The organism is Pseudoalteromonas sp. HF66 (assembly GCF_011806445.1).
Classification (GTDB): domain Bacteria; phylum Pseudomonadota; class Gammaproteobacteria; order Enterobacterales; family Alteromonadaceae; genus Pseudoalteromonas; species Pseudoalteromonas apostichopi.
Genome location: NZ_JAATOU010000023.1, coordinates 14,440 through 38,075 on the forward strand (window position 1 = coordinate 14,440; position 23,636 = coordinate 38,075).

Consider the following 23,636-nt stretch of genomic DNA (forward strand, 5'->3'; position numbering starts at 1 on the left):
GGAGAAGTTGTAATGGGCGTAAGATCAGCGCTAAGAAAAGAGTTAATGGGTTTGCAAGATTCGTCATTGCTTGCAGCAGATGATGTGCGAGCTTTGTTAACACAAACAATTAAGTCTCAGCCTGAAAAATCAGAACAAGGTTTTGCGTTAATTTCGCGATTTAATGATAATCATAGCCAGCTGAGTTCAGGGGAAACAAATAAAGAAAAACTGCTCCAGCATCAAACCCACCGTTTATTTAAAGATATTCTATATACCCGTCAAAGTGTTAATAGTTGGCTGAAAAAACATCTTAATTAATTGATTTATTGTTTTTCTCACTTTAGACTACAGTTGTAATCCAAAGTGAGAAAGAAAATGAAAAGGATAATTTCAGCAGCCCTATTTTTAATTTTGGCAGGTTGTCAGCAACCAACAGTGTACGTATACACTGAAAAACTTGATGAACAACAGCTGCACACATTAGAGCAAGCTTTAAATAAGCAAAGCTTACCTTATGAATACACAAAGCTACCTATTCCAAGAGACTTTGCTGATGCGACCTTAATGTTATCGAGCGATAAAATTCTGACTCATGAAACCGAGCAACTTGCAGAAATTATGCAGGGGCTGGGTTATCAAGCTGAAATTAAGTACACCACAGATGCCAATCACTTTTACAATCATGGAAATATTGGCTTTTACTTAAGAGCTAAAAATACTGCAACTAGTTTTACTATGCCGACTCGTGTACTCACCACTGGATGTGTTGAAGACAAGTACAATGATCTTGCTGTTACATTTAATGACAAGCAGGCACACTTTACCCTTGCAAGCGGTAGAAAAGTCTCACTAGATTGGGATTATTTATATGGCTACTTAGTCATTTATTATAAAAATTACTCGCAAACATACAGTCATTTAACGCCAAAAGTGAGTACCCCTTTTGGTCTAAAACCATCTGATACTTATCGTTATACGGCTCGCGTTAATAAGCCCAGTTGGTTGAATTGCTCATTGCAAGTGGTGTATATGGACTAACTACCTGATTCGAGGTAATTACTGAGTTTAGTAATACGCTCACTCATGCCTTCGATTATGCGATCTTTAATTTTCTCGCGGATCACATTGGGTAAGCGGATGAGTGCTTCAGGGGTGATAGCTAACAAAATGGTATCGACTCTAGCGCGTGCACTGGTGCTGTGCTCTCGGTTATTAATAAATGCGCCTTCACCGATAAACTCACCGGGCTCGATTGTGCCAAGTTCAAGTAAATGACTTTGTTTGAACACCATGAGTGAGCCACTTAGCACAATATAAAGTCGTTTATCAGTATCATATTGTTTGAAAACTGCGCGGCCCTGTTTGACCAAATATAAATGACTGAAGGACTCTAATAACACTTGTCGCTCACTGAGAGTAAACTCCCTAAAAAACGGCAATCTGTTAATAATTTCCATTTGTTTAATGAGTGGAATGTGCTCGATTAAATTCATTGACTCACATCGGTATAGCTTAAAATTAGCTAATATTGCGCTCTTTTAGCTTGCGGGTCAATGTATTGCGACCCCAGCCAATCTTTACTGCGGCTTCTTGCTTGTGGCCAGCACAGTTGGCAAGAGCTGTTTTAATCAAGCGAGTTTCAAGTTGAGCTTGAATGGCTGGCCAAATATTTGTTTTGCCTTGCTTAAGTTCAAGGTTAAGCCATTGTTGAAATGCATCCAGCCAATCACCTTCTTGCTCAGTAGGCTCGACAGCAACAATCTCCGGTGGTAAATCTTGTTCACTGATAAGCTCACCCGGTGCCATTACGGTTAACCAGCGGCAAGTATTCTCTAGTTGTCGCACGTTACCAGGCCAATTAAACAAGCGTAGCTGCTCTGTGGCTTTCGGGCTTAATATTTTGCTTTCAACTTGTAGCTCTTTGGCACTTTTATGTAAAAAGTGTTGTGCTAGTCGTTCAATATCTTCAGTACGTTCGCGTAGGGCAGGTAAGCGTAAGCGCACAACATTCAAACGATGAAATAAATCGTCACGAAATTTGCCTTGTTTTACTAAATCTTCTAGATTCTGATGCGTAGCAGCAATAATACGTACATCAACTTTAATGCTTTGATGACCACCAACACGATAAAACTCGCCATCAGCTAAAACGCGCAATAAACGTGTTTGTACGTCGAGTGGCATGTCACCAATTTCATCTAAAAATAAGGTGCCGCCATTTGCTTGCTCGAAGCGGCCTTTACGGATGCTGTCTGCCCCTGTAAATGCGCCTTTTTCGTGACCAAATAGCTCTGACTCTACTAACTCTTTAGGAATTGCAGCCATATTCAGGGCGATGAATTGGTTTTCTTTGCGTGGGCTGTGATTATGAAGGGCACTGGCGACAAGCTCTTTACCTGTCCCTGACTCACCGTTAATCAACACACTCATACTTGATGCTGATAATTTACCAATCGCGCGAAACACCTCCTGCATAGCGGGTGCTTCACCTATTATATGTGCATTAGTTTGTGGTGCTTGTTTTCGCTTAGTTTTTTTCGTGGAATTAGCTCGGCATGCACTTTCTACCAGTGCTACAGCTTCATCTAAGTCAAACGGTTTGGCAAGGTACTCAAATGCGCCTTTTTGGAATGCATTAACCGCCGAATCTAAGTCAGAGTGAGCAGTCATGATGATCACCGGTAAGCCCGGGTTTTGTTCAGCAATGGTTTCAAGTAACGCCATACCATCCATACCTGGCATACGCACATCAGATACCAATACCGTGGGCTGGCTAAACTTTAATGCATTAAGCACATCTTGTGCGTTTGCATAGCTTTCAGTTTCAAATCCTGCACGTGCCAACGCTTTTTCTAGTACAAAGCGAATTGAGGCATCATCATCAACTAACCAGACTGTTTTCATGACTACTCCAAAAAACCATTAATCCGTAAAAGGCAAATAGATATTAAACTCTGTATGGCCTGGCCAACTGTCACAATCAATGTGGCCGTCATGTTGGTCAACCAAGGTTTGCGCTATCGATAAACCAAGCCCTGATCCATTTTCTTTGTTGGTGATCATTGGGTAGAACAAGGTTTCACGTAAACTCTTGTCTATACCTGGGCCGTTATCTGAAATTTGTATCAGCAAGGTCTTTTTCGGTGCTTTACCAGGGCGTCTGTGTTGATGATTGATGCGGGTTTTTATTCTTATCTCACCACCATCAACGAGTGCCTGTTGTGCATTACGAATAATGTTCAGTACCACTTGTTGAATTTTACTTTGATCGATGTACACGCTTGGTATACTTGGATCATAGTCTTTCACTAAAGTGATATTGGCATTGTTGTCTAACATGCTCAGTTTAATCACTGACTCCAAAGCTTGGTGAATATTGCCATAAGATTTATGTGGCAATTGATTCGGACCAAGTAAACGGTCTACAAGCTCGCGTAAACGGTCGGCTTGTTCAATGATTAATTCAGCACATTGATCTCGTTCTTGCTGATCAACCTCATACTGCAATAATTGCGCCGCTCCGCGAATTCCACCTAAAGGATTTTTAATTTCGTGTGCTAAACCACGAATTAAGTTTCGTGCAGCTTGATATTGATGCATTTGATTAGAGGCTTGATCGTGACGGATTTCATCATCCATTTGACGGCATTCGAACAATATATAGTGACTATCGTTGTGACTTATACGTCGTGTACTAATGGTCAATTTTGCATGACGAGAATCAACGAACACTACGTCAGCTCTATGCTGATGGCAATCGACACCATCGAATAATGAATACTGAGCTATGCGCTTTAAGTCTATTGAGTGGTAGTTAAATAAATTGTCGAAAGGTTGATTGATGATTCGCTTCGGGCCTAAACCTAAAAGCTCACTGGCGCTATCATTGGCATAAACCAGTTTAAAATCATGGTCGAGTAGAATAACGGCAGTACTTAAATATTTCCAAATACTGTCGAGCAATTCAGAATTAAAGTGTGTATCACTGAGCATGGTTGCACCATTTTAGTGCGTTTCGATTTGTTGCAGCTTAGCATATTCTTTTTGCGTTGCGAGACGTTAAGTTGAAATATTAGTTTCCACTAATTACAGAAGCTCTATGCATGAAAAAGGTGCTGATTGGGCTAACCGAAACGAGTTTATTATTAGCATCATAAAGTTTTGCTTGTAATGTGTGTTCACCGCGGTTGACCTCTCTTAGTGCAAAGGTCGTACTATTACTAGGTTCACTATGGGGCGTACCGTCAAGTAAAAGCTGTACTTTAAACCCTGTTTCAAAGCGTGGGCTAATTCGCGCAGTAACGTATACTGAGCCGGTATTTTCGCGAACAGTGGCTTCGTTTTTAGGAGATGAAATACTGACTTTAAATTTAATAGGTGTGGTGTTTGGCGCGCCCCTATAAAGTATACTGGTATCGGTAGCTGGCATAGTCAAATTTTGGGTATTTATTTTTACTTCGATAGCACCAGGTCGCGGTGTATCAGAAAATACTAAAACGCCGTTCTTATCTTTCCAAGAATATACTTTTTGCGCTGCGCTATAGCCAAAAAAGCTTATAAAAATCAGCAATAATACTAATAAAGTTGTGCTTTTCACCCTGCAACCCTGCATTTTTTATTTAAATAAAACTGTAGAGTAGAACCCGCTCAATTACCATTAAAAAAGCCCGCAAAGCGGGCTTGAGAACACACATTTATTATCTTTCAGATAATTCTGATACAGCGTTATATTAAACGCTGTAGTACATTTCGAACTCAACTGGGTGAGTTGTCATGTTAAGCTTTTCAACTTCTTGGCTCTTAAGAGCAATGTAAGCATCGATTAGGTCATCAGTGAACACACCACCTTGAGTTAAGAACTCACGGTCAGCGTCTAGTGATGCAAGTGCTTCAGATAAAGAAGATGCAACTTGTGGGATCTCAGCAGCTTCTTCAGCAGGTAGATCGTACAAGTCTTTGTCCATTGCATCTCCAGGGTGGATCTTGTTTTTGATACCGTCAAGGCCCGCCATAAGCATTGCTGAGAATGCTAAGTATGGGTTTGCTGTTGGATCAGGGAAACGAATTTCGATACGACGTGCTTTTGCAGACGGTACCACTGGAATACGGATTGAAGCAGAACGGTTACGTGCAGAGTATGCAAGCATTACTGGTGCTTCGAAGCCTGGAACTAGGCGCTTGTATGAGTTAGTAGACGCGTTAGCAAATGCGTTGATTGCTTTAGCGTGCTTGATAATACCACCGATGTAGTAAAGAGCTTCTTCAGAAAGGCCAGCGTATTTGTCACCAGCGAAGATGTTTACACCATCTTTACCTAAAGATTGGTGACAGTGCATACCTGAACCGTTATCACCTACAATTGGCTTAGGCATGAAAGTCGCTGTTTTACCATATAAGTGAGCCATGTTATGGATAACATATTTCATCTCTTGGATTTCGTCAGCTTTTAATACCATTGTATTGAAGCGCGTTGCGATTTCATTTTGACCTGCAGTTGCTACTTCATGGTGGTGAGCTTCTACAACTTGACCAAGTTCTTCAAGAACTAAACAAGTTGCTGAACGCCAGTCTTGTGATGAATCAACAGGTGAACACGGGAAGTAACCGCCTTTAACACCTGGACGGTGACCCATGTTGCCACCTTCGTAATCTTTATCTGAGTTCCAAGCTGCTTCTACAGAATCGATTTTATACATAGAACCAGACATGTCTGATTTATACTTAACATCGTCAAATAGGAAGAATTCTGGTTCAGGGCCGAATAACACAGTGTCAGCAATACCTGTAGAACGCATGTATTCTTCAGCGCGTTTTGCAACAGAGCGCGGGTCACGCTCGTAACCTTGAAGTGTTGAAGGCTCAACTACGTCACATCGTATGATTAGTGTAGCTTCTTCAGAAAACGGGTCCATTTTCGCAGACTCAGGCACAGGCATAAGTACCATGTCTGATTCATTGATACCTTTCCAACCAGCAATTGAAGAACCGTCAAACATTTTGCCGTCTTCGAAGAAATCTTCATCAATTTGGTGATGAGGAATAGAAACATGCTGTTCTTTACCTTTGGTATCAGTAAAGCGTAAATCAATGAACTTAACGTCATTTTCTTTGATAAAATCTAAAACCGATTGTGACATGTGTCCTCCAATTGTTGGGTTTTATTTTTGCTGCATTATTGCTTTTCGCTATTGTAAGCTGGTTTCGTGCCATGTTTTTAACACATTGTTTAGGCTTATAAAAATAAACACGGCTCAGTTTTGTTAACTCTTCAAGCACCAAGTTGGTGCATAAAAAGTTCATTGTGGTGCATAAAAAGTGCAACCTTATTTTTGCACAATTATTGCGCGTGCCAATTTTTCTGCTACGAACACGATTTAGTGCCAAAATATGGTTCAAAAACTAAATTTTCGCCAGTTTTGCGTTCAGATTCACTTTAATTTTCATAAATTTGTCATTTATAAAACAGATACTTATAAAAAGCCTGAAGAAAGTTTATAAATTTATATTGGATAAACTTTCATCCATGCCATTATTAAGGGATAATATGCGCCCTTTTAAATCCTATGCTGGGACATCTGGTGAAAACGCAGGTGACTGCGTAGATCTTGCAGGATCAATGAGATTCAATTTCTCTGAGAAAAAATATGAGCATCGAAAAGTTAAGAAATATAGCGATTATCGCCCACGTTGACCACGGTAAAACAACTTTGGTTGATAAACTGCTTGAGCAATCAGGCACATTAGAAACGCGCGGCGGTAACGAAGAGCGCGTAATGGACTCAAACGACATTGAGAAAGAGCGTGGTATTACCATTTTAGCTAAGAACACAGCTATTTCTTGGAACGACTACCATATCAATATCGTAGACACCCCAGGACACGCCGACTTCGGTGGTGAAGTAGAGCGCGTACTTTCGATGGCTGACTCAGTATTACTACTTGTTGATGCTCAAGAAGGTCCAATGCCGCAAACGCGTTTCGTAACGCAAAAAGCATTCGCACAAGGTTTAACGCCGATTGTTGTTATCAACAAAATCGACAAACCAGGTGCACGTCCTGATTGGGTTATGGACCAAGTTTTCGATTTATTCGATAACCTAGGTGCAACTGACGAACAGTTAGACTTTAAAGTAATCTATGCATCAGCGATCAACGGCTGGGCAACAATGGATTTAGACGAGCCATCAGATAACATGGAACCAATGTTCAAGATGATCGTTGACGAAGTATCTCCACCGGATGCAGATCCTGAAGGTGCTTTCCAAATGCAAATTTCTCAGCTTGACTACAACTCATACATCGGTGTTATCGGTGTAGGTCGTATCAAGCGTGGTACTGTTCGTCCTAACCAACAAGTAACAATTGTTAGTGCAGACGGTACTAAGCGTAACGGTAAAGTTGGCCAAGTAATGAGCTACTTAGGCCTTGAGCGTCATGAAGCAGAATCTGCAGGCGCGGGTGACATCATTGCTATCACAGGTCTTGGTGAGCTGAAAATCTCAGACACTATCTGTGATGTAAATACCGTTGAAGCATTACCACCGCTAAGCGTTGATGAGCCTACAGTAACAATGACGTTCTCTGTAAACACATCACCATTTGCTGGTAAAGAAGGTAAATTCGTAACTTCACGTAACATCCTTGAGCGTTTACAAGCTGAGCTTGTACACAACGTAGCACTACGTGTTGAAGAAACTGACAATCCAGATAGCTTCCGTGTTTCTGGTCGTGGTGAGTTACACTTAGGTATCTTAATCGAGAACATGCGTCGTGAAGGTTACGAGCTTGCGGTTTCTCGTCCACAAGTAATCCTTCGTGAAGTTGATGGTCAAAAAGAAGAGCCATACGAAACACTTACAATCGACTGTCAAGAAGAGCACCAAGGTTCTATCATGGAACAAATTGGTCTTCGTAAGGGTGAACTAACAGACATGTCTCCAGATGGTAAAGGCCGTGTACGTATGGACTTTATGATCCCAAGCCGTGGCTTAATTGGTTTCCAAACTGAATTCATGACATTAACGTCTGGTTCTGGTCTTCTTTACCACACATTCGATCACTACGGTCCACATAAAGGCGGTACTATCGGTGCGCGTAAGAATGGTGTAATGATTGCAAACGCAACAGGTAAAGCACTTACTAACGCATTATTCAACTTACAAGACCGCGGTAAGTTATTCATCGGTCACGGTGTTGAAGTTTACGAAGGTATGGTTATCGGTATCCACAGCCGTGATAACGACCTAACAGTAAACGCACTTAAAGGTAAGCAACTTACTAACGTTCGTGCATCTGGTACAGATGAAGCACAAACGTTAACACCACCACTTAACTATACGCTTGAACAAGCGATTGAATTCATCGATGATGATGAGTTAGTGGAAGTTACACCTCAGAGCATCCGTATTCGTAAACGTCACTTAACTGAAAGTGAGCGTAAACGTGCGAGTCGTGCAGCTAAAGACTAATAAGGTCTTTTAGTTTTTCAAAATTAAAACCGCCGTATTGAAAAATACGGCGGTTTTTTGTTGTATGATTAGCCGTCAGCCGTCAGCCGTCAGCCGTCAGCCGTCAGCCGTCAGCCGTCAGCCGTCAGCCGTCAGCCGTCAGCCGTCAGATCGCAAGTGACTTACACTATGTGTCGCAACTAATGTCCCAACCTGAGTGGGATGGTAATCCTGACCTTGATATTACTTTTCTTGTTGGCGTAATATTTCGTACCACAGTGATTAATGTTTTATTGCTACCTACAGGAATTTTAGGAAAATACTTCCATAACAAAGTTAATGCCACTGGAATTTAGCCTAAGCTCATTCACTAGGAGTGAATTGTTCCAACATTGCTATTAGAGCTATAGCTTTGCTTATTTTTTGTATTTCTAACCTAACTAATTAGTTTAATGAGCAACTCGCAACTTTTTACTAACCCCCCCACTTGTACTATCTTTTCTAAATCTACCTTGCAGGAGAGTAAAATGTATTTAGTTAGACTGATTTACACAAGTGAAATTAGCGATGGATTTGGACCTAATGACATCGAAAATATTCTAGAGAAAGCTAAACAGAATAATGCTAAATGTAATGTAACAGGGCTACTTTGTTTTAATAGTTCTCATTTTATGCAATGCCTCGAAGGGTCACGAAAAGCAGTGAATGAGACTTATCATCGTATTCTTAATGACAAGCGTCATCGTAATATTATCATGCTGAATTATTGTGAAATTTATGAAAGGGAATTTGAAAATTGGTCTATGGGTTATATTCCTTACACTAAACAAGTAAGCCCTATTAATCTTAAATATTCAGGGACCAGCGAATTTAACCCATTAGCCATGTCTGCAGGAAGCGCGCATAAACTTATGCTGGCTTTACGTGACTCATTGCTCAAACATACGATGTAATGCTTGCAGGTGTCGCTACAGTGACACTTGCTCGCCTTCATTTAATATGTAAAGAGGAACTTGGCTGTTCATCTGCTTTTGCATATGTAGTAATCTCAATAACGCAGAGTGACTCGAGTGATCACCCATTTGCCAGCTTGAGTTGCCATAACCCCATGGGATCATCACTTTACAGCTTAGTTCCTCTGCCGCGTTTAATGCATCTTCTGGCGTTGTGTGAACATAACGATACCATTTGCCATTTTCTTCATGGTAATAGGAAGCTATCGGCAGCAAACACACATCAATCTCGCCATATTTTTGGTTAATATCTTGAAAATGTTTTGAGTAACCGGTATCGCCAGCAAAAAATAAGGTTTTACCATTTTGTTCTAGTAACCAGCCATTCCAGAGATCTTTGTTGTGGTCGTCGTAAATGAAAGGCACCATTATACGGCTACTAAAATGGTGCGCTGGCACCGCATTAACCGTTAAGTCATTAATTTGTGTACTTGCGTACCATGCCATTTCTGAAATATTAAAGCCACCCGTCGGGAAGTTATCTGCAAACCCTAATGGCACTAAATAGCGCGGAGCATTGCCAATTTCTTCTATATCCGCTTTGTTAAAATGGTCATAGTGAATATGTGAGTACATTACCGCATCTAAGCCATTAAGTTGTACTTTTGATGGCCAAAAACCGGGTTTGCGATAGATGCCCCCTGCTAGCTTAAAGGCTAAGTCTACGGGTGAATCAAACTGATCCTTAACAGGGTCAAACAACAGCTGTTCACCATTGGGTGACTGAATATAAAAGCTAGCATGGCCTAACCAACGAACCTTAAAGCCTGAGTTGATTGCAGGTACATTTTGCTGTGCTTGATATTGGCATTGTGAGTTGCTGTCGTCGCACAGGAGTAGTTCTGACGCTTCATAGCAATTGTCAGTGCAGGTTGTTGGGTATTCTTTATCACCAGGATAAAGGTTGTGGTAGCGACCTTCGTACTCACCCTCGGTTTTTAATGGAGTGATGGTGCCTTCACCGGCAATAACATTAACAGTGTTTGAATTACTGCATGCACTCAAGAGTGCTGCTGCAATAAGTGTTGAGAGAGTTTTTAAATGCATACCATGCTTACTTTTTATTCTTTGCCGTGAGTTTAGCAAAATAAAATTTAAGATAAATCATTAAAAAGTAACAAGAGGTTACACAAAAAAGCCTACGTTTAAGTAGGCTTTTGTTACTAATAGCTTGAGTTGGTTAGCCCGCTTTATTCATTTGCTCAATGAACTTATTAGAGTCTTCAATTGATTTGTTCATGTCGTCCATTAACACTTTTATATCGCGTTTTAGGCTTGTGAACTCACCTTTGATTGCAGTAACGGCCTGCGCATTGAGGTTATGTTTTAAATACAGAACATTATCATGTAGTGATGATAATACCGGCTCCATTTTGCTTTCTGCACTGCGCATTGAGCGAAGTAGTTGATCAAATTGGCGCTTAGTTGCATTGAGCTTTTTGCTGCTTTCACGTTTTAGTGAGGCGCTTTTGTATTGCTCTAGCTCATCGGCCCATTCATCAAATAGGGCTTCAGCTACATCTTCTACTTTATTGATGTTACTTGTTACATCATTCGCTGCCGCTAAGCTCGACTCGTAGTCATCATTAAGTTGATTGTAGGCATCTTGTAGTTCACCACCTTCAAAGTTGATTAGTGTGGTTAATCTATCTAATGCTGATTGAAACTCTTCTTGCGATTCTTGCTGCGCCTCTTTTGTTTCTTCTACGCGATCAACTAAAATGTCGCGCTTATGCACACCGACAGACTCCATGGCTGAGTAATAAGCTGACTGACAGCCTGTTAATGCCATTGTTACTGCAAATAGTGGTGCACTTAAAAGTGTCAGTTTTTTCATTGAGAATCCTTTTTAGGTACCTGTCATTTCAAATTATGTGGTGGATTGCTATGATTATCAAAACATTTTAGCAGAAATTAGATTCTATGGATGAGAAGCTCAGTCGTTATAAGCTGCAAATAAGCATTTTCTTGAAGCAACAACCTACTTGGTGGATGCAGTATCTTAATCGTTGTATTGACGATCAAATCACTGTAAATGCTGGTTATTTGGCTTATGTAACCCTGTTATCGATCGTACCTTTAGTGGCTGTCGGTGTGGCAATCTTTTCTGCTTTTCCTGGGTTCGAAAGCACATTGGTGACCATAGAAAACTTTTTGTTTACTAATCTTGTGCCGACCTCTACAGATGTAATTAAAGAGCATATCAGTGCTTTTGCAGGTAATGCTAATAAAATGACTGCTGTCGGTGTGGGCTTTTTAGCAGCGGTTTCCTTACTACTTATCCGGAATGTTGATGCTACATTAAACCGAATTTGGCGTATTAAGAAAAAACGCCCAATGATGATTTCGTTTGCCGTATACTGGATGGTGCTCAGTTTAGGCCCTGTACTACTAGGTGCAAGTATTGGTGTGACCTCATACATTGTCTCTTTAGTGTCATTTGCTGATCAGGGGATTCCCGGATTTAGCGGCTTTTTATTGAAATTATTACCTTACATAATTTCAATGATTGGCTTCATTATGCTCTATACTTTAGTTCCTAACACACGAGTTCCATTTAGAGCGGCAATTCCGGGCGCTTTGTTTGCAGCTATGTTGTTTGAGCTGACAAAAAAAGGCTTTGCTTTGTACATCAGTCACTTCCCATCGTACGAGGTTATTTATGGGGCGTTGGCAACAATACCTATTCTGTTTGTATGGGTGTATTTGTCGTGGATTGTCGTATTACTCGGTGCAGAATTTACTGTATGTATCAGCCCTGAGAATATTGAGGACACGCCTGATATAGAGGTTTAAATATACTGCACCTAAGGAGAGCGAGGTGCAGTTACATCCACATTATGTTGCTAACCGTGACTATCATTTGAGTGTTGGTGATGGTCATCAAATCCATGTTCAAGAATATGGTGCGTCTACGGGAATTGCTGTGGTGTTATGTCATGGCGGTCCTGGCGCGGGGCTGTGCCCAGAAAATTGCCGCTTTTTCGACTTAGAACGTTTTCGGGTGATCATGTTCAGCCAGCGTGGCTGTGGTCATTCTACACCTCATGATATATCTAAAAATACCACTTCCGAATTAGTCGCAGACCTTGAGTTGTTACGCAACCAGTTAGGTATTGATAAGTGGCTTGTTTGTGGCGAATCTTGGGGCGCCACGTTGGCACTTGTATACGCAATAAATCATCGGGAACATATTGCAGGACTTATTTTACGGGCCAGCTTTCTAGCTTGTAATAGCGACTTTGAATGGCTCTATACAAAAAATGGAGCCGGCGCGCATTTTTATCCAGAATGCTTCAATGAGTTTGCGCACAATTACTCCGATTGGCATGCCTTACTCGATTTTTATCAGCAACAGTTAAACAGTGACGATCAAATAAAAGCAAGTAAATTTGCCAAACTATGGTGTCATTGGGAACAGGTGCTGTGCCATGGTGAGCCATTAACAAACTGGGGTTTACAAGAGCCTCATGTAGGGTTAAATCAAGCAAGGTTAATGGTGCATTATTTTCGTAATCACTGCTTTATCGAAGAGGCCTTTATCCCAGAAAATGCACATTTACTTACTCATTTACCTATTTGGTTTATTCATGGCCGCGCCGATTTGATCTGTCGATATAGTGCGGTACAGCAGCTTGCTGAACAGTTAAATGCACAATTATTGATTTTAGATGGCATTGGGCACAGCAGCGATAATCAGGTATATTTGGCGGCAATGCGACGTGCCGCAGATTTAATGTATATCAAGTTATCGAGGGATCAATGCAAGGCTTAATTCAAAGAGTAAAACAGGCAAAAGTAGAAGTGGCAGGCGAGGTAGTGGGTGAAATTTCACAAGGTATTTTGTTGTTATTAGGTGTTGAAAAACAAGACACCGAGCAAAGCGCTCAGAAGCTTTTACATAAAGTCAGTAATTACCGCATTTTTACCGACGAACAAGGAAAGATGAATTTAAGTTTGAAGGATATTAAGGGTGAGCTATTAGTGGTTTCGCAGTTTACGTTAGCAGCTGACACTAAAAAGGGCATGCGTCCGAGCTTCTCAAGTGCTGGCACACCTGAACAAGCAAATACGCTCTATGAGTATTTTATCGCTGAAGCTAAAAAATCGGGCCTAACAGTCGCTGCTGGGCGTTTTGGTGCTGATATGCAAGTAAGCTTATGCAACGATGGTCCAGTTACTTTTAATTTAGCTGTGTAATACCAACTCGCAATAATACTTAATCATTTTGAGGGATTAAACCTGTCGCTAACTGCGTTAAAAATTTCTCATTTAGAACAACTAAATAACGAAATTTTTGCCTTGTTATCAACGAGGTTTTATTGCCTCAAAATAGACTACTTAATTAAGCGGGTTGGTATAAGTATTTTTACTTTTTGATCATCACTATGTGGTTCACATAGTCTGGGATTTTCACAATACTTGGGCGCTTACCAAACTCGGTGATCAGTAGGTGCTCAAGTTGCTTTAGTTGCGATGGGTGATTAGATAAAAAATTAATAAACAATAAACCACCTTTTGCCATTGCAGCTCTTAATTTAGTGTAAAACTGGTGCTTATATAAAAATAGCGGTGCGTCTACTTCACTGAATAAATCTAAGATAATCCAATTGTATTTGTTATTTTGCTCTAAAACTTGTTGCGCATCAAAACAGTGTAGATTATTGGCATGATCGCCACCAAAGTAGCGTTTATAGCAGTGGATTATGTCGGGATTTTTATCAACTGATGTCAGCTGGCTGTCGGGGTAGGTGTGCTGTAAGTAGTTACGAATAGCACCGCCACCTAACCCTAATTCTAAAATTTTTTTAGGCTCTTCTAAGTCTTGCCAAAGCTTTGCAAGGTATTGTAAATGAGGAAAAAGCAACCTCGCAGGGCGACGTTTCTCAATGACGGATTGTAGAGTTTCGTTGATCAGTAACCAGCGTAATTGGTTAAGTTGTCTAACTTGAATACTGTAATTGCCTTGCTTATGCCAATAGATGAGTTGCCCTAATCGGTGGCAGTCCTCAATAAAACTATGTTTTACTGCGCCACTGGGTTCAATAAAATGTTCCATATTTCGGGCCTTTAGCTATTTATTTATAAAAATAAGACAATTATTTCAGCATAGACCAGTAGGCATAAAGTGCAATTGTGCATTAGTTTTTACAGCTTGGAATAATAATTTAGACTGGGTCACCAAAGTATTATTCCAACTTGTTAGAAGATCGCGTATCGTAATTCGCATTCCAAAGGCCACGTGAGAAAAACAACAGACAGTGGCTGAATTATCACAGGAGTTTTTATGTTTAAAGTGACCACCCCACAAAGCAGCGAAGATTGGCAAGCGTATTATTCACTACGTTGGCAGGTTTTAAGAGCGCCTTGGGGCGAGCCGCGTGGTTCTGAGCAAGATGACTTGGAGCAAGACGCAGAGCACCGCTTTATCAAAAATAATGACGGCGAAGTTTTAGGTGTAGCTCGCCTACATTTTAATAATCATCAGCAAGCGCAAGGTCGCTATATGGCGGTGGCTGAAGGTAACCGTAACCAGCATATCGGTAGTCGTTTATTACATGAATTAGAAAAAATAGCATGGACTCAAGATGCCGATGAATTGGTATTGTTTGCTCGTGAACGCGCGCTTGATTTCTACAAGCGCCATGGCTACGAAGTAAAAGAAAAAGCGCATCTCGCGTATGACGATGTGCAGCACTGGAAAATGGTAAAACAAAAACCGTCTGAACCGGGTTGGTTTCGTCATCCAAACTGGACACAAGTACTACAAAATACTTGGCGTGAGTCGATTCCAATCAGTGATGCGATGGGGATTAAAGTTGAAAGCTATACTGATTGGCAGTTTACTACTCGTGCTGATTTAGATGCGAACTTAAACCTTCATAATACAATGTTTGCTGGTTCTATTTATAGTTTAGCAACGCTAACAGGGTGGGGGGCTACTTACCTTGCGCTGAAAGAAGCAGGCCTTGAAGGAAATATCGTGTTAGCTGATGCTAATATTAAATACCTTAAGCCACTGAATAACGATCCTCGCGGGAGCGTTGAATTGGCTGGTTGTAAAGGTAAGTTAGCGGATTTAGAGTCTAATGGTAAAGCAAGCTACCATGTGCCAGTGAATGTATATGATGGTGATGTGTTAGTTGCTGAATTTGAAGGCCACTTCATCGTTAAAAAATAACGACTATTTAGAGCGAGCTAACTAAAGCTCGCTCTTTATTACAGTTAAAGCAAGTCAGTTAACAGAATACCGACACCAAAGCGTTCAATATCAGCATTGTAGTCAATCAAGCTCTCGCCATAGCCATTAAAGTATTGTGCGTAACCACGTAACCTGCCCCAAAGAGGAAAAGACCAATCTAACTGGATTGCACCACGGTTATCTGAGTTTAAGTTATTACGCGTCATAAAGCTGAATTCATGCTCGTTGTAACGGTATGCACCTGAGAATTCAAAATAACCCATGTATTTGTAGATATCTGGATTATCATCGCCACGTGCTTTTAGCTCATCATCTTTTTTATCTTCAGGAATGCGATACCACGGCTTAAAGCTAAATACAAAGCCATCTTTTTCCCATAAGAAATCAGCATAGATACGGTTCCACGAGCGTGAATTAGGTTGGCTTCGACCATTAGATTGATGCGAGGCACCAATTGCGATTGCCATTTCATCACCCCACAGTACATGCTCAGGATCAAGATAGTTCATCCAGAATATCTCCGGTTCGTAATTGGTTTCACGAAATGGTGATGAAATATCTTTGTTATAAAACTGCCAAAACGACTGCAATGTAAAAGCAAAAAAGATACCTTGGTCTTTATCTGAGAAGCCTTCGAAGATAGGTACTTTAATTGATAGTTGGTATTTCACTTCAAGGTTATCGAGTGGCTCGCCATCGACCTCTTCAGCAAGGTCTTTTAAACCATCAAAAGGGCGCTCATTAGGGTTAGACACGTAAGAGAGCGGTAAAATGTAGTTACGCTTATGTGGAGTGATTACATTACGGTTTTTCTTGCTCACTTCTTCACGAGCTTTGCGTTTGTCTAAAGCCGTGAGCTTTTTGCTCTCGTCTAAGTCAGAGCACTTTTTACGAAGTTCTTCGAGTGTTTGTTTACCGTCACCGCCAATAGCTTCGTTCAAAATACACTGCTTTACGAGTTCTAGCGCGTCATCTTGTTCGTTAGTTTGTGGTTGTTCAGTTTGAGCGAATACAGGTACAGAAAATAAGCCAGCGGCTGCCAGCCAAATGCGCCATCCCATTGCAGTTCCCTTTCAGTAGACTTGTAAGTAGGTATAATTATAACGATTTTTACATAAGTAACCGTGAACTTGTACTGAATTGTTGAAATTTTGGGTAAATAGAGAGCCCCAAGCTAAGCTTGGAGCTCTGCTGTAACGGCCTAAGGGCATAAGCCGTCGACTCTCACGCAATGAGAAGGTGTGAGCTTATAGCTCAAATACGTTTGTAAAAAACTTATAAAGTTCAGTACCTTGATTCACGCTTGCTGAAGCAAAATGCAAAATAGCGATGGCGTCTTTATCAAAACTTAATGTTTGAAGGGGTTGCTCAGAAAGGTAGCGCTCCATTCGTAAAATGTGGGCTATAGGTTCGCCTGCTTTTACATGGCCTCCAAGCGGGGCAAGGTATTCCACCATGCCACCCATAGGCGCATAGTAAGCAACATAATCTTCAAGCATACAGGCATAGCGTGTTATCGCTTTTGGTTTATAAGCAGCATCCACAAATACCTCTTTGTGAGTGAGGTAACTTAAAATACTATTTGCATCTTCAAGGGCTGCACTTAAATCGATTTTTTCTTGGCTACCTAATTCAACGGTAAATGCTTCAACTTGAACTGCAAATTCACGGCCTTGTTTGGCAAGTTCTTCAGAAAGCGACCACCAAGGACAGAAGATCGCTTCATCCATCGCTCCATCAAAGTCACTTGGGATCAATAAGATATGTTCAATGTTGAAATAGCTTGCGCTGTCTTTGGCATATTCTGGGCAATAGAGGTGCTGACTTGAGATAGGTCCTGTGTGTAGGTCTAAAACAATATCCGCCTGATGCGCAAGCTTTTGCAGGTTCAGAGCAATGCGCTTACCTGTTGTTAGGCTGTAGTCAGGACCGGTTAGTTGGCTGTCGATGTCAGTAACGAGTGCCTCTTTGAATGCCGCTTTAAGAGTCGCATCATCACTGCCTTTGTGCAGTTCAGCAATCTGTGAGGGTAATGCTTTGTTAAAGCGGTACATGCGGTTCCAGTTGGTACCAGTAATTGGATCGAAGCGACCCAGAGTAAACTCACCTGATTTTTGGTTACAACCAATTGGGTTGGCATAAGGCACAAGAGTAATGTCGCCACGTAGCTTTAGAGATTTTAGCTGTTCAAGTAACTGATAAATTACTGCATTACCTTGTACTTCTGCGCCATGCATATTAGCTTGTATATACACGCTTGGTCCTGTGCCATCGCCTTTTAAGCGATACACAGGGATTGTCAGTGGAAGGCCGTTGGCAATCTCGCCAACCACAATATTCTCTTGGCTGATTAGTTCTTTACTCATGGCGATTACCTTAAATAATAGCTAGCATCTTCAGCGCTACGGATGCACTCAATACTGCCTTGTTCAAGGATGTATTCAGCCGCTAATTCGTGGCATAAAAAGTACGGCATACTTTCGGTAAAGCCGTATGCGCCACACTGGCTGAATACCAACCAGTCTTGCTCATTTAAATCGCTAGCTAAGAGGTGCTCACCTAAGCAATCAAGCGCGGTGCAAAGTGGGCCGTATAACGTCATTGCTGCAGGCTCAGCCGTCGATTCGCGTAGTAACGCCGCAGGAAAATCTTGGCTTGTCACAGCTGGGCGAAGTAAATGGTTAATACCGCCTGATAAAATCACCTGCTGTTGATTGTAATTTTCTTTACGCTCAACAATCGGCGTTACGTAATGACCACATTCGCCTACTGCATAGCGACCAAGTTCCATCCAAAGCTCATTGACACCGGCATCCGCTTTAATGCTCGCCAGAGTCTCGATAAGTGCAGACCAATCAAGTCGGTTAGCATCTTGAGTATAAGGAATGCCTAGGCCACCACCCAAATCGAGAACATTAAGGTTAATATTTAATGAGTTAGCGAGTCGTTGTAATGGCTCAATCATGGCACGCCATAGCTCAGCGAGTTTATCGGTGCTGAGCATGTTGCCCCATTGGAAAATATGCAGACCATCAAAGTTAAGTGCTGGGTAATTACTTACTGTTAGTACTTGCCATTCATCACAGCCCAAACCAAAGGGGGTGAGACTATCGCCGCCAAGTGGGTTCTTTTCACTGTCTGGCCAACGTAGTTGTACACGCAATAATACTTGCAGCTGGCAATTTGCTTTTGTTGCTTGTTCGTTTAACCAGCGAACTTGGTTAATGCTCTCTGCCACAAAAGTACGTACACCGCGAGCAATAAAATGTGAAATTTGTTTAGGGCTCTTTGCAGGCCCAGTATTGAGCACGCGCTCGCTATCGATGCCTTGAGCAAGTACTTGCTCAAGTTCACCTTTACTTGCAACATCAAAATTAAACCCTGCGCTGTCTAAACATTGAATAATGCGAGACAGCGGGTTGGCCTTGACTGCGTACCAAAGTTTCACATCGGTTTGCGCCGTCAGTTGATTTAAATGTGCAGTTAATTTATCTAAATCATAGATAAAAAATGGCGTATCAAGGTGCGTTGCTACTTGTTCAACTGCTTGCTTGATGGGCGTGCTCATAAAGCTCATTAACGTAAAACCTCTTCTAACAGTAATGATGCATCGCTTTGTTCATCTCGGTATTTCACGATCAATGCACAAGACATGCTTAGGCCTTGCTCACGAGCCCATGCGTTTGAAGCAGGACGAGAACCTGGGATCACAATCGCGTTTTCTGGGATTGCTTCACCTTTGTTTAGCTGGCGCTCATTAATACAATCGTAGACTGGAATGGTTGCAGATAAACGCACACCCGGCGCAAGTACCGCGCCTCTTTTCACAACTACACCTTCAACAATTACGCAGCCTGCGCCGATGAATGCATCATCCTCAATAACCACTGGGCTTGCACCAATAGGCTCAAGCACGCCACCTAATTGTACTGCTGCACTTAGGTGAACATTTTTACCCACTTGTGCACATGAACCCACTAATGCGTGGCTGTCGACCATAGTACCTTCGTCGATGAACGCGCCAATATTCACATACGCTGGTGGCATAATAATAGTGCCTTTAGCAACGTGTGCACCACGACGAACACTGCTACCACCTGGTACCATACGTACGCCTGCATCTGCTGCAAAGCCTTGTGGTGCTAAGTTGTGCTTATCAACAAAACCACCTGGGAACTCGGTGTTAGTGCCATTTTTAAATGCTTCTAAAATGCCTTGTTTAACTTCAATATTAGCATGCCAGTTGCCGTTCTCGTCTTGTGTTGCTGCGCGAACTGCGCCTGATTCTAAGTTGTTTAATAATTCTAACCAGCTCATGATAAAACCTGTTTTTAGTTCCAAGATAAAATAGTGTTATTTGCGTGGGTGATGCCGTCTGTTTGCTCAAGCTCTAAATGCGTAAGTGGCGGACGTAAATGCGGGGTATTTATTTTACCTTGCAGGTGCATCAGTACTTTTACGGGGATTGGGTTTGCTACAGCAAATAGACTTTGAATTGCTTGCGACCAATCAGTGAATAGATTTGGGTATTGACCACTTAAACAGCGTTTAACAAACTCATGGGTTTGGCTTGGCCAAGCATTAGCGGCAACCGAAACTAAACCTTTTGCACCGGCTTGAGCAAAATACGGCATAAGTGCATCATCGCCACTGAAAATGGCAAGTTTTGGCGATGCCGTTCTAAAGCCTTCAAACTTGCTAATATCGCCGCTGGCTTCTTTTAAAGCCCAAAGGTTTTTGTGGTCGGCAAGGTTTTTAATTACCTGTGGTGAAATTTCAACTGCGCTGCGCCCTGGTACGTTATACAACATACAAGGGTGATGACTAGCGTTAAGTAGGCTTTCAAACCAATGTGTTTGACCCACAACACCAGGTTTTGCATACAGAGGTGAGCCTAACAGGTAGCCATGAATTGGCAGCTGATTGCAGTATTCAACCCATGCAATTTGCTGCTTTAGGTTCATGCCACCCACAGCGATCATCAGTGGCACACTCGGTGCCAATTGGCAAACATGCTCGACAATGGCTTGTTGTTCTTTAAGTGAAAGCGCTAGTCCTTCACCGGTACTGCCAAGCAATAAAATGCCGTTATTTGCGGCTTGCTGTTCAGTGACCAGTTGCTCTAGGGCCGTGTAATCGACCTCGCCAGATTCAGAAAATGGCGTGACAAGCGCTGTCCATAATGGATAGTCATTTAAATCAAAATTGTTGATCATCTCTCACGAACTTATAAGGTATTCGAAGAGTATATGCGGGAACATTTGAATGGGGCCGCATGTCGTCATTCGAACAAGGTATAATTCGAAGAGCGAATGGGCTTAAAATAATAAAGACGCGACGGCCTTATTATACTAAGACCAGAAGCTCTCCACCAAACTAATCAATAGCGCTTTGCTATTGTTGGTGACAGTCGCTGGGATTCAGCCCAGTCGCCCGAAATAAGCACCTCACAAACGGTGTTACTTCTCGGCGTTAATTCCCCTCACGTATGATCAACAGAGTCTGTGCTCTTCCCATACGTTACCTGAATAACGCACCTCTTCCAGCCCTTTATGCTCGCTTTTAAGGTAAAAGCCAACATAGTTAAATAGGGTATTGGCGGCGATTAAAGCATTTTAGCCATCTAGGTGTCAAGCTGATGAGTTTGTTTTTTAGTGACCAATTTTGCAACATGGTTACGTATAACCGTGTTTTTACGTACACTTAGCGTTAACCAAATAAATTGGAAAAATGATGGAAAAATTTAACGATATTTATCAGCGAGCCGTATCTCGAAAGGGTAGCGAAGACATGCTGCGTGCACTGCTATCAAACCCGCTCGATGATACTGATATTGCCAAAATGCATGATGATTTATGGTTAGAAGAGTTTACTCGTAAAATCTTTCAAAGTGGTTTTTATTGGTCAGTTATTAACAATAAATGGGCTGGTTTTTGCGAAGTGTTTTGGGATTTTAGCATTGAAAAATTGTTAATGATGCCGCCGGATATGCTCGAGCAAAAAGCCAGTGATGAACGAATTGTTCGTAATTTTAAAAAAGTACAAACAATCCCTGAAAATGCGTATATGATCCATGAAGTCGCGGAGAAACATGGCAGCTTTAGTCAGTTTATTGCTGACTGGCCAAGTGATAATATTATTGGGTTATGGGCTTATCTCAAAAAGCATGGTGCACGTTTAGGCGGGAATACTGGCCCATACGCTTTACGGGCGCTAGGTAAAGATACCTTCTTGCTTTCTCGTGATGTAGAAGCCTACTTGCGTGCCCACGAGTTGATAGACGGTGGCTTACAAACTAAAAAGTCACTACAGTCAGCGCAAAACTTCTTCAATGAATTACAACAGCAAAGTGGCTATAGTCTGCAGGCACTTAGTCAGCTTGTTGCCTATGGTGTAGGTGATAACCGCGTAGGTGTAGCAACGCGTTAAGGAAAATTATGAAACTGCAACCTCGATACACAGACATTAGTGAACTGCTCACGATTGAAGATATGCCTAGTGCTGTAGCTGAGCCTAAATTGCTACTGTTTAATGATCAGTTAGCTGATAATTTTTCGATTAATCATGACAGCGAGTTTTTAGCTAAATTCTTAACTGGTTCAACAATAAGTAACGACGTTGCACCAGTTGCACTTGGTTACTCAGGTCATCAATTTGGTCATTTTTCACCGCGTCTGGGTGATGGCAGAGCACATTTACTTGGTGCTATTGCAGATCAAGATGGCACATTGTGGGACTTACAGCTAAAAGGCGCTGGCGCAACTGTATTTTCTCGTGGTGGTGATGGTCGCTGTGCAATTGGTCCTGCGGTGCGAGAATATATTATGAGTGAAGCTCTTAATGCTCTAGGTATTGCTACTACACGTTGTTTAGCAGTCGTTGCTACCGGTGAAACCGTATATCGCCAACCGCCTCGTACAGGCGCCGTAGTTACTCGTTTAGCTAAAAGTCATATTCGTGTCGGCTCATTTCAATACTTAGCAACGCAAGGGGATATTGAAGGGCTAGAAAAGCTGGTCGATTACGCAATTAATTGTCATTTCTCTGAAATTAGCAGTGCTGGTGAGCAACGCTACATTGAGTTTTTAACTGCTGTATTAGATAAACAAGTTGAGCTGGTCGTAAGTTGGATGCGAGTTGGCTTTATACATGGTGTAATGAATACCGACAACACTTTGATTAGTGGTGAAACTATCGATTATGGCCCATGTGCGATGATGAACCAGTTTGACCTAGACACGGTGTTCAGTTCGATTGATCACCAAGGGCGCTATTCATTTGGTAATCAGCCCAATATTGCCAATTGGAATGTTGCGCGTTTAGCTGAAAGCTTGATTCCTTTATTTGATGAGCAAGATGGTGCCGTAGAAAAACTTTCGTCGGTTGTGAATGGTTTTGCTGATAAATTTAATGATGCATTTAATGCTATGTGGCAGCAGAAATTAGGGTTAGCAGGTCAGCAAGAAGGTGATCATGTTTTGGTTTCAGAATTACTTGCTTTAATGAAGCAGCATCAACTTGATTATACCAATACATTTAATGCACTCACTGAATCTTTAGTAAGTGATTTTACTGTGGATTGCAGGTTGAAAGGGTGGGTTTTAAAGTGGAAGCTAAGAACAACTGCTGAAAGTTACAGCGTCATGAGAGCCGTTAATCCTGCAGTCATCCCGCGTAATCATAATATAGAAAGCATAATAGCTGAATTTGAAAAAGCAGGTAGTAGCTTATTATTAAATGATTTTCTTGAAGTGATTTCAGAGCCATACACATACTTTAAAGAACATCAAAGTTGGTACGAGTTGCCAAGTGATGGTGACAAAAACTATCAAACTTTCTGTGGCACATAAATGATAGTTACACCTCTGAAAGAAAAAAGTTATTTATCGCTTTAAAATGTTCGTAGATTGAGCAGGACATTGACTGGTGATATCATTGATTTAAAGTAAATTATTGCTTTAAGTGGTGTTACACTACTATGCTGGTAGTTTG

Annotated in this window: 23 protein-coding genes and 1 riboswitch; of the genes, 10 read left to right on the forward strand and 13 right to left on the reverse strand. The window is 41.5% G+C overall.

Annotated elements, in window-relative coordinates:
* Nucleotides 1-12: 12 nt before the first annotated feature.
* Together HCZ11_RS17210 and HCZ11_RS17215 are read left to right on the forward strand one after the other, a co-directional pair.
* The gene (locus HCZ11_RS17210; RefSeq protein WP_062566674.1) at nt 13-300 is read left to right on the forward strand and encodes a hypothetical protein; all 288 of its coding nucleotides are present in this window, start codon (nt 13-15) and stop codon (nt 298-300) included.
* A 57-nt stretch (nt 301-357) separates the two neighbouring features.
* Complete coding sequence (locus HCZ11_RS17215) at nt 358-1,020, forward strand: hypothetical protein (RefSeq protein ID WP_130050003.1); 663 nt, start codon at nt 358-360, stop codon at nt 1,018-1,020.
* On the opposite strand, the gene HCZ11_RS17220 is transcribed toward HCZ11_RS17215, so the two are convergent.
* From HCZ11_RS17220 to glnA, 5 genes are all read right to left on the reverse strand, one after another.
* A complete protein-coding gene (locus HCZ11_RS17220) occupies nt 1,017-1,475 on the reverse strand; it encodes a Crp/Fnr family transcriptional regulator (RefSeq protein WP_130050002.1) in 459 nt (152 codons plus the stop codon). The genes HCZ11_RS17215 and HCZ11_RS17220 overlap by 4 nt on opposite strands.
* 25 nt (nt 1,476-1,500) lie before the next feature.
* Nucleotides 1,501-2,886: a nitrogen regulation protein NR(I) gene (ntrC, locus tag HCZ11_RS17225; protein WP_130050001.1), complete on the reverse strand. Its 1,386-nt coding sequence runs from the start codon at nt 2,884-2,886 to the stop codon at nt 1,501-1,503.
* Between the two features lie 18 nt (nt 2,887-2,904).
* On the reverse strand, nt 2,905-3,975 hold the full coding sequence (glnL, locus tag HCZ11_RS17230; protein ID WP_167659052.1) for a nitrogen regulation protein NR(II): 1,071 nt from the start codon (nt 3,973-3,975) through the stop codon (nt 2,905-2,907).
* A gap of 79 nt (nt 3,976-4,054) precedes the next feature.
* On the reverse strand, nt 4,055-4,579 hold the full coding sequence (locus HCZ11_RS17235; RefSeq protein ID WP_348708369.1) for a DUF4124 domain-containing protein: 525 nt from the start codon (nt 4,577-4,579) through the stop codon (nt 4,055-4,057).
* A gap of 133 nt (nt 4,580-4,712) precedes the next feature.
* A complete protein-coding gene (gene glnA / locus HCZ11_RS17240) occupies nt 4,713-6,119 on the reverse strand; it encodes a glutamate--ammonia ligase (protein WP_130049998.1) in 1,407 nt (468 codons plus the stop codon).
* A gap of 507 nt (nt 6,120-6,626) precedes the next feature.
* On the opposite strand from glnA, the gene typA reads away from it, so the two are divergent.
* Nucleotides 6,627-8,450 (forward strand): translational GTPase TypA, encoded by a 1,824-nt coding sequence (gene typA, locus HCZ11_RS17245; RefSeq protein WP_130049997.1) that lies wholly within the window; start codon nt 6,627-6,629, stop codon nt 8,448-8,450.
* A gap of 506 nt (nt 8,451-8,956) precedes the next feature.
* Nucleotides 8,957-9,382 carry a BLUF domain-containing protein gene (locus HCZ11_RS17250; RefSeq protein WP_130049995.1) on the forward strand — a complete coding sequence of 142 codons (426 nt, stop codon included), beginning with the start codon at nt 8,957-8,959 and terminating at the stop codon, nt 9,380-9,382.
* 15 nt (nt 9,383-9,397) lie between these two features.
* Here the strand turns inward: HCZ11_RS17250 and HCZ11_RS17255 are convergent, their stop codons facing one another.
* Together HCZ11_RS17255 and HCZ11_RS17260 are read right to left on the reverse strand one after the other, a co-directional pair.
* Complete coding sequence (locus HCZ11_RS17255) at nt 9,398-10,489, reverse strand: MBL fold metallo-hydrolase (protein ID WP_167659054.1); 1,092 nt, start codon at nt 10,487-10,489, stop codon at nt 9,398-9,400.
* Between the two features lie 133 nt (nt 10,490-10,622).
* Complete coding sequence (locus HCZ11_RS17260; RefSeq protein WP_130049993.1) at nt 10,623-11,279, reverse strand: DUF2959 domain-containing protein; 657 nt, start codon at nt 11,277-11,279, stop codon at nt 10,623-10,625.
* 86 nt (nt 11,280-11,365) lie between these two features.
* Between HCZ11_RS17260 and HCZ11_RS17265 the strand changes: the two genes are divergently transcribed.
* Genes HCZ11_RS17265 through dtd form a run of 3 tightly spaced genes read left to right on the forward strand, consistent with a single transcriptional unit; the run spans nt 11,366 to nt 13,642 of the window.
* The gene (locus HCZ11_RS17265; RefSeq protein WP_055198935.1) at nt 11,366-12,238 is read left to right on the forward strand and encodes a virulence factor BrkB family protein; all 873 of its coding nucleotides are present in this window, start codon (nt 11,366-11,368) and stop codon (nt 12,236-12,238) included.
* A gap of 25 nt (nt 12,239-12,263) precedes the next feature.
* On the forward strand, nt 12,264-13,217 hold the full coding sequence (locus HCZ11_RS17270; protein ID WP_167659055.1) for an alpha/beta fold hydrolase: 954 nt from the start codon (nt 12,264-12,266) through the stop codon (nt 13,215-13,217).
* Nucleotides 13,205-13,642 (forward strand): D-aminoacyl-tRNA deacylase, encoded by a 438-nt coding sequence (dtd, locus tag HCZ11_RS17275; protein WP_130049991.1) that lies wholly within the window; start codon nt 13,205-13,207, stop codon nt 13,640-13,642. The genes HCZ11_RS17270 and dtd overlap by 13 nt, the downstream gene beginning before the upstream one ends.
* 169 nt (nt 13,643-13,811) lie before the next feature.
* Here the strand turns inward: dtd and HCZ11_RS17280 are convergent, their stop codons facing one another.
* The gene (locus HCZ11_RS17280; protein ID WP_130049990.1) at nt 13,812-14,501 is read right to left on the reverse strand and encodes a spermidine synthase; all 690 of its coding nucleotides are present in this window, start codon (nt 14,499-14,501) and stop codon (nt 13,812-13,814) included.
* 228 nt (nt 14,502-14,729) lie between these two features.
* Here HCZ11_RS17280 and HCZ11_RS17285 point away from each other — a divergent pair, with 228 nt between their 5' ends.
* A complete protein-coding gene (locus HCZ11_RS17285) occupies nt 14,730-15,623 on the forward strand; it encodes a bifunctional GNAT family N-acetyltransferase/hotdog fold thioesterase (protein WP_167659056.1) in 894 nt (297 codons plus the stop codon).
* 44 nt (nt 15,624-15,667) lie between these two features.
* Here the strand turns inward: HCZ11_RS17285 and HCZ11_RS17290 are convergent, their stop codons facing one another.
* The 5 genes from HCZ11_RS17290 to dapA all read right to left on the reverse strand — a co-directional run bounded on the left by HCZ11_RS17290 (nt 15,668) and on the right by dapA (nt 20,860).
* Nucleotides 15,668-16,705 (reverse strand): phospholipase A, encoded by a 1,038-nt coding sequence (locus tag HCZ11_RS17290; RefSeq protein WP_130049988.1) that lies wholly within the window; start codon nt 16,703-16,705, stop codon nt 15,668-15,670.
* Between the two features lie 186 nt (nt 16,706-16,891).
* Nucleotides 16,892-18,010 carry a succinylglutamate desuccinylase/aspartoacylase family protein gene (locus HCZ11_RS17295; protein WP_167659057.1) on the reverse strand — a complete coding sequence of 373 codons (1,119 nt, stop codon included), beginning with the start codon at nt 18,008-18,010 and terminating at the stop codon, nt 16,892-16,894.
* Between the two features lie 5 nt (nt 18,011-18,015).
* Entirely contained in the window at nt 18,016-19,221 is a 1,206-nt protein-coding gene (locus HCZ11_RS17300; RefSeq protein WP_167659058.1) for a PLP-dependent decarboxylase, read from the reverse strand.
* Nucleotides 19,221-19,961 (reverse strand): 2,3,4,5-tetrahydropyridine-2,6-dicarboxylate N-succinyltransferase, encoded by a 741-nt coding sequence (locus HCZ11_RS17305; RefSeq protein ID WP_130049985.1) that lies wholly within the window; start codon nt 19,959-19,961, stop codon nt 19,221-19,223. The genes HCZ11_RS17300 and HCZ11_RS17305 overlap by 1 nt, the downstream gene beginning before the upstream one ends.
* 14 nt (nt 19,962-19,975) lie before the next feature.
* Entirely contained in the window at nt 19,976-20,860 is an 885-nt protein-coding gene (gene dapA / locus HCZ11_RS17310) for a 4-hydroxy-tetrahydrodipicolinate synthase (protein ID WP_130049984.1), read from the reverse strand.
* Nucleotides 20,861-20,997: 137 nt separating this feature from the next.
* Nucleotides 20,998-21,194: riboswitch (Lysine riboswitch) on the reverse strand.
* A gap of 183 nt (nt 21,195-21,377) precedes the next feature.
* On the opposite strand from dapA, the gene HCZ11_RS17315 reads away from it, so the two are divergent.
* Nucleotides 21,378-22,073 (forward strand): DNA-3-methyladenine glycosylase I, encoded by a 696-nt coding sequence (locus tag HCZ11_RS17315; protein WP_130052214.1) that lies wholly within the window; start codon nt 21,378-21,380, stop codon nt 22,071-22,073.
* Between the two features lie 8 nt (nt 22,074-22,081).
* Nucleotides 22,082-23,494: a YdiU family protein gene (locus HCZ11_RS17320; protein ID WP_167659059.1), complete on the forward strand. Its 1,413-nt coding sequence runs from the start codon at nt 22,082-22,084 to the stop codon at nt 23,492-23,494.
* Nucleotides 23,495-23,636 lie beyond the last annotated feature (142 nt).

Excerpts from the sequence above, each read along its gene's own strand:
- HCZ11_RS17220 (WP_130050002.1), bottom strand. The coding sequence starts at position 1,475 with ATGAATTTAATCGAGCACATTCCACTCATTAAACAAATGGAAATTATT.
- HCZ11_RS17250 (WP_130049995.1), top strand. The coding sequence starts at position 8,957 with ATGTATTTAGTTAGACTGATTTACACAAGTGAAATTAGCGATGGATTT.
- HCZ11_RS17255 (WP_167659054.1), bottom strand. The coding sequence starts at position 10,489 with ATGCATTTAAAAACTCTCTCAACACTTATTGCAGCAGCACTCTTGAGT.
- ntrC (WP_130050001.1), bottom strand. The coding sequence starts at position 2,886 with ATGAAAACAGTCTGGTTAGTTGATGATGATGCCTCAATTCGCTTTGTA.
- HCZ11_RS17290 (WP_130049988.1), bottom strand. The coding sequence starts at position 16,705 with ATGGGATGGCGCATTTGGCTGGCAGCCGCTGGCTTATTTTCTGTACCT.
- dapA (WP_130049984.1), bottom strand. The coding sequence starts at position 20,860 with ATGATCAACAATTTTGATTTAAATGACTATCCATTATGGACAGCGCTT.
- HCZ11_RS17260 (WP_130049993.1), bottom strand. The coding sequence starts at position 11,279 with ATGAAAAAACTGACACTTTTAAGTGCACCACTATTTGCAGTAACAATG.
- HCZ11_RS17280 (WP_130049990.1), bottom strand. The coding sequence starts at position 14,501 with ATGGAACATTTTATTGAACCCAGTGGCGCAGTAAAACATAGTTTTATT.
- glnA (WP_130049998.1), bottom strand. The coding sequence starts at position 6,119 with ATGTCACAATCGGTTTTAGATTTTATCAAAGAAAATGACGTTAAGTTC.
- HCZ11_RS17210 (WP_062566674.1), top strand. The coding sequence starts at position 13 with ATGGGCGTAAGATCAGCGCTAAGAAAAGAGTTAATGGGTTTGCAAGAT.
- typA (WP_130049997.1), top strand. The coding sequence starts at position 6,627 with ATGAGCATCGAAAAGTTAAGAAATATAGCGATTATCGCCCACGTTGAC.
- HCZ11_RS17320 (WP_167659059.1), top strand. The coding sequence starts at position 22,082 with ATGAAACTGCAACCTCGATACACAGACATTAGTGAACTGCTCACGATT.
- HCZ11_RS17305 (WP_130049985.1), bottom strand. The coding sequence starts at position 19,961 with ATGAGCTGGTTAGAATTATTAAACAACTTAGAATCAGGCGCAGTTCGC.
- dtd (WP_130049991.1), top strand. The coding sequence starts at position 13,205 with ATGCAAGGCTTAATTCAAAGAGTAAAACAGGCAAAAGTAGAAGTGGCA.
- HCZ11_RS17315 (WP_130052214.1), top strand. The coding sequence starts at position 21,378 with ATGGAAAAATTTAACGATATTTATCAGCGAGCCGTATCTCGAAAGGGT.
- HCZ11_RS17215 (WP_130050003.1), top strand. The coding sequence starts at position 358 with ATGAAAAGGATAATTTCAGCAGCCCTATTTTTAATTTTGGCAGGTTGT.
- HCZ11_RS17265 (WP_055198935.1), top strand. The coding sequence starts at position 11,366 with ATGGATGAGAAGCTCAGTCGTTATAAGCTGCAAATAAGCATTTTCTTG.
- HCZ11_RS17285 (WP_167659056.1), top strand. The coding sequence starts at position 14,730 with ATGTTTAAAGTGACCACCCCACAAAGCAGCGAAGATTGGCAAGCGTAT.
- glnL (WP_167659052.1), bottom strand. The coding sequence starts at position 3,975 with ATGCTCAGTGATACACACTTTAATTCTGAATTGCTCGACAGTATTTGG.
- HCZ11_RS17300 (WP_167659058.1), bottom strand. The coding sequence starts at position 19,221 with ATGAGCTTTATGAGCACGCCCATCAAGCAAGCAGTTGAACAAGTAGCA.
- HCZ11_RS17295 (WP_167659057.1), bottom strand. The coding sequence starts at position 18,010 with ATGAGTAAAGAACTAATCAGCCAAGAGAATATTGTGGTTGGCGAGATT.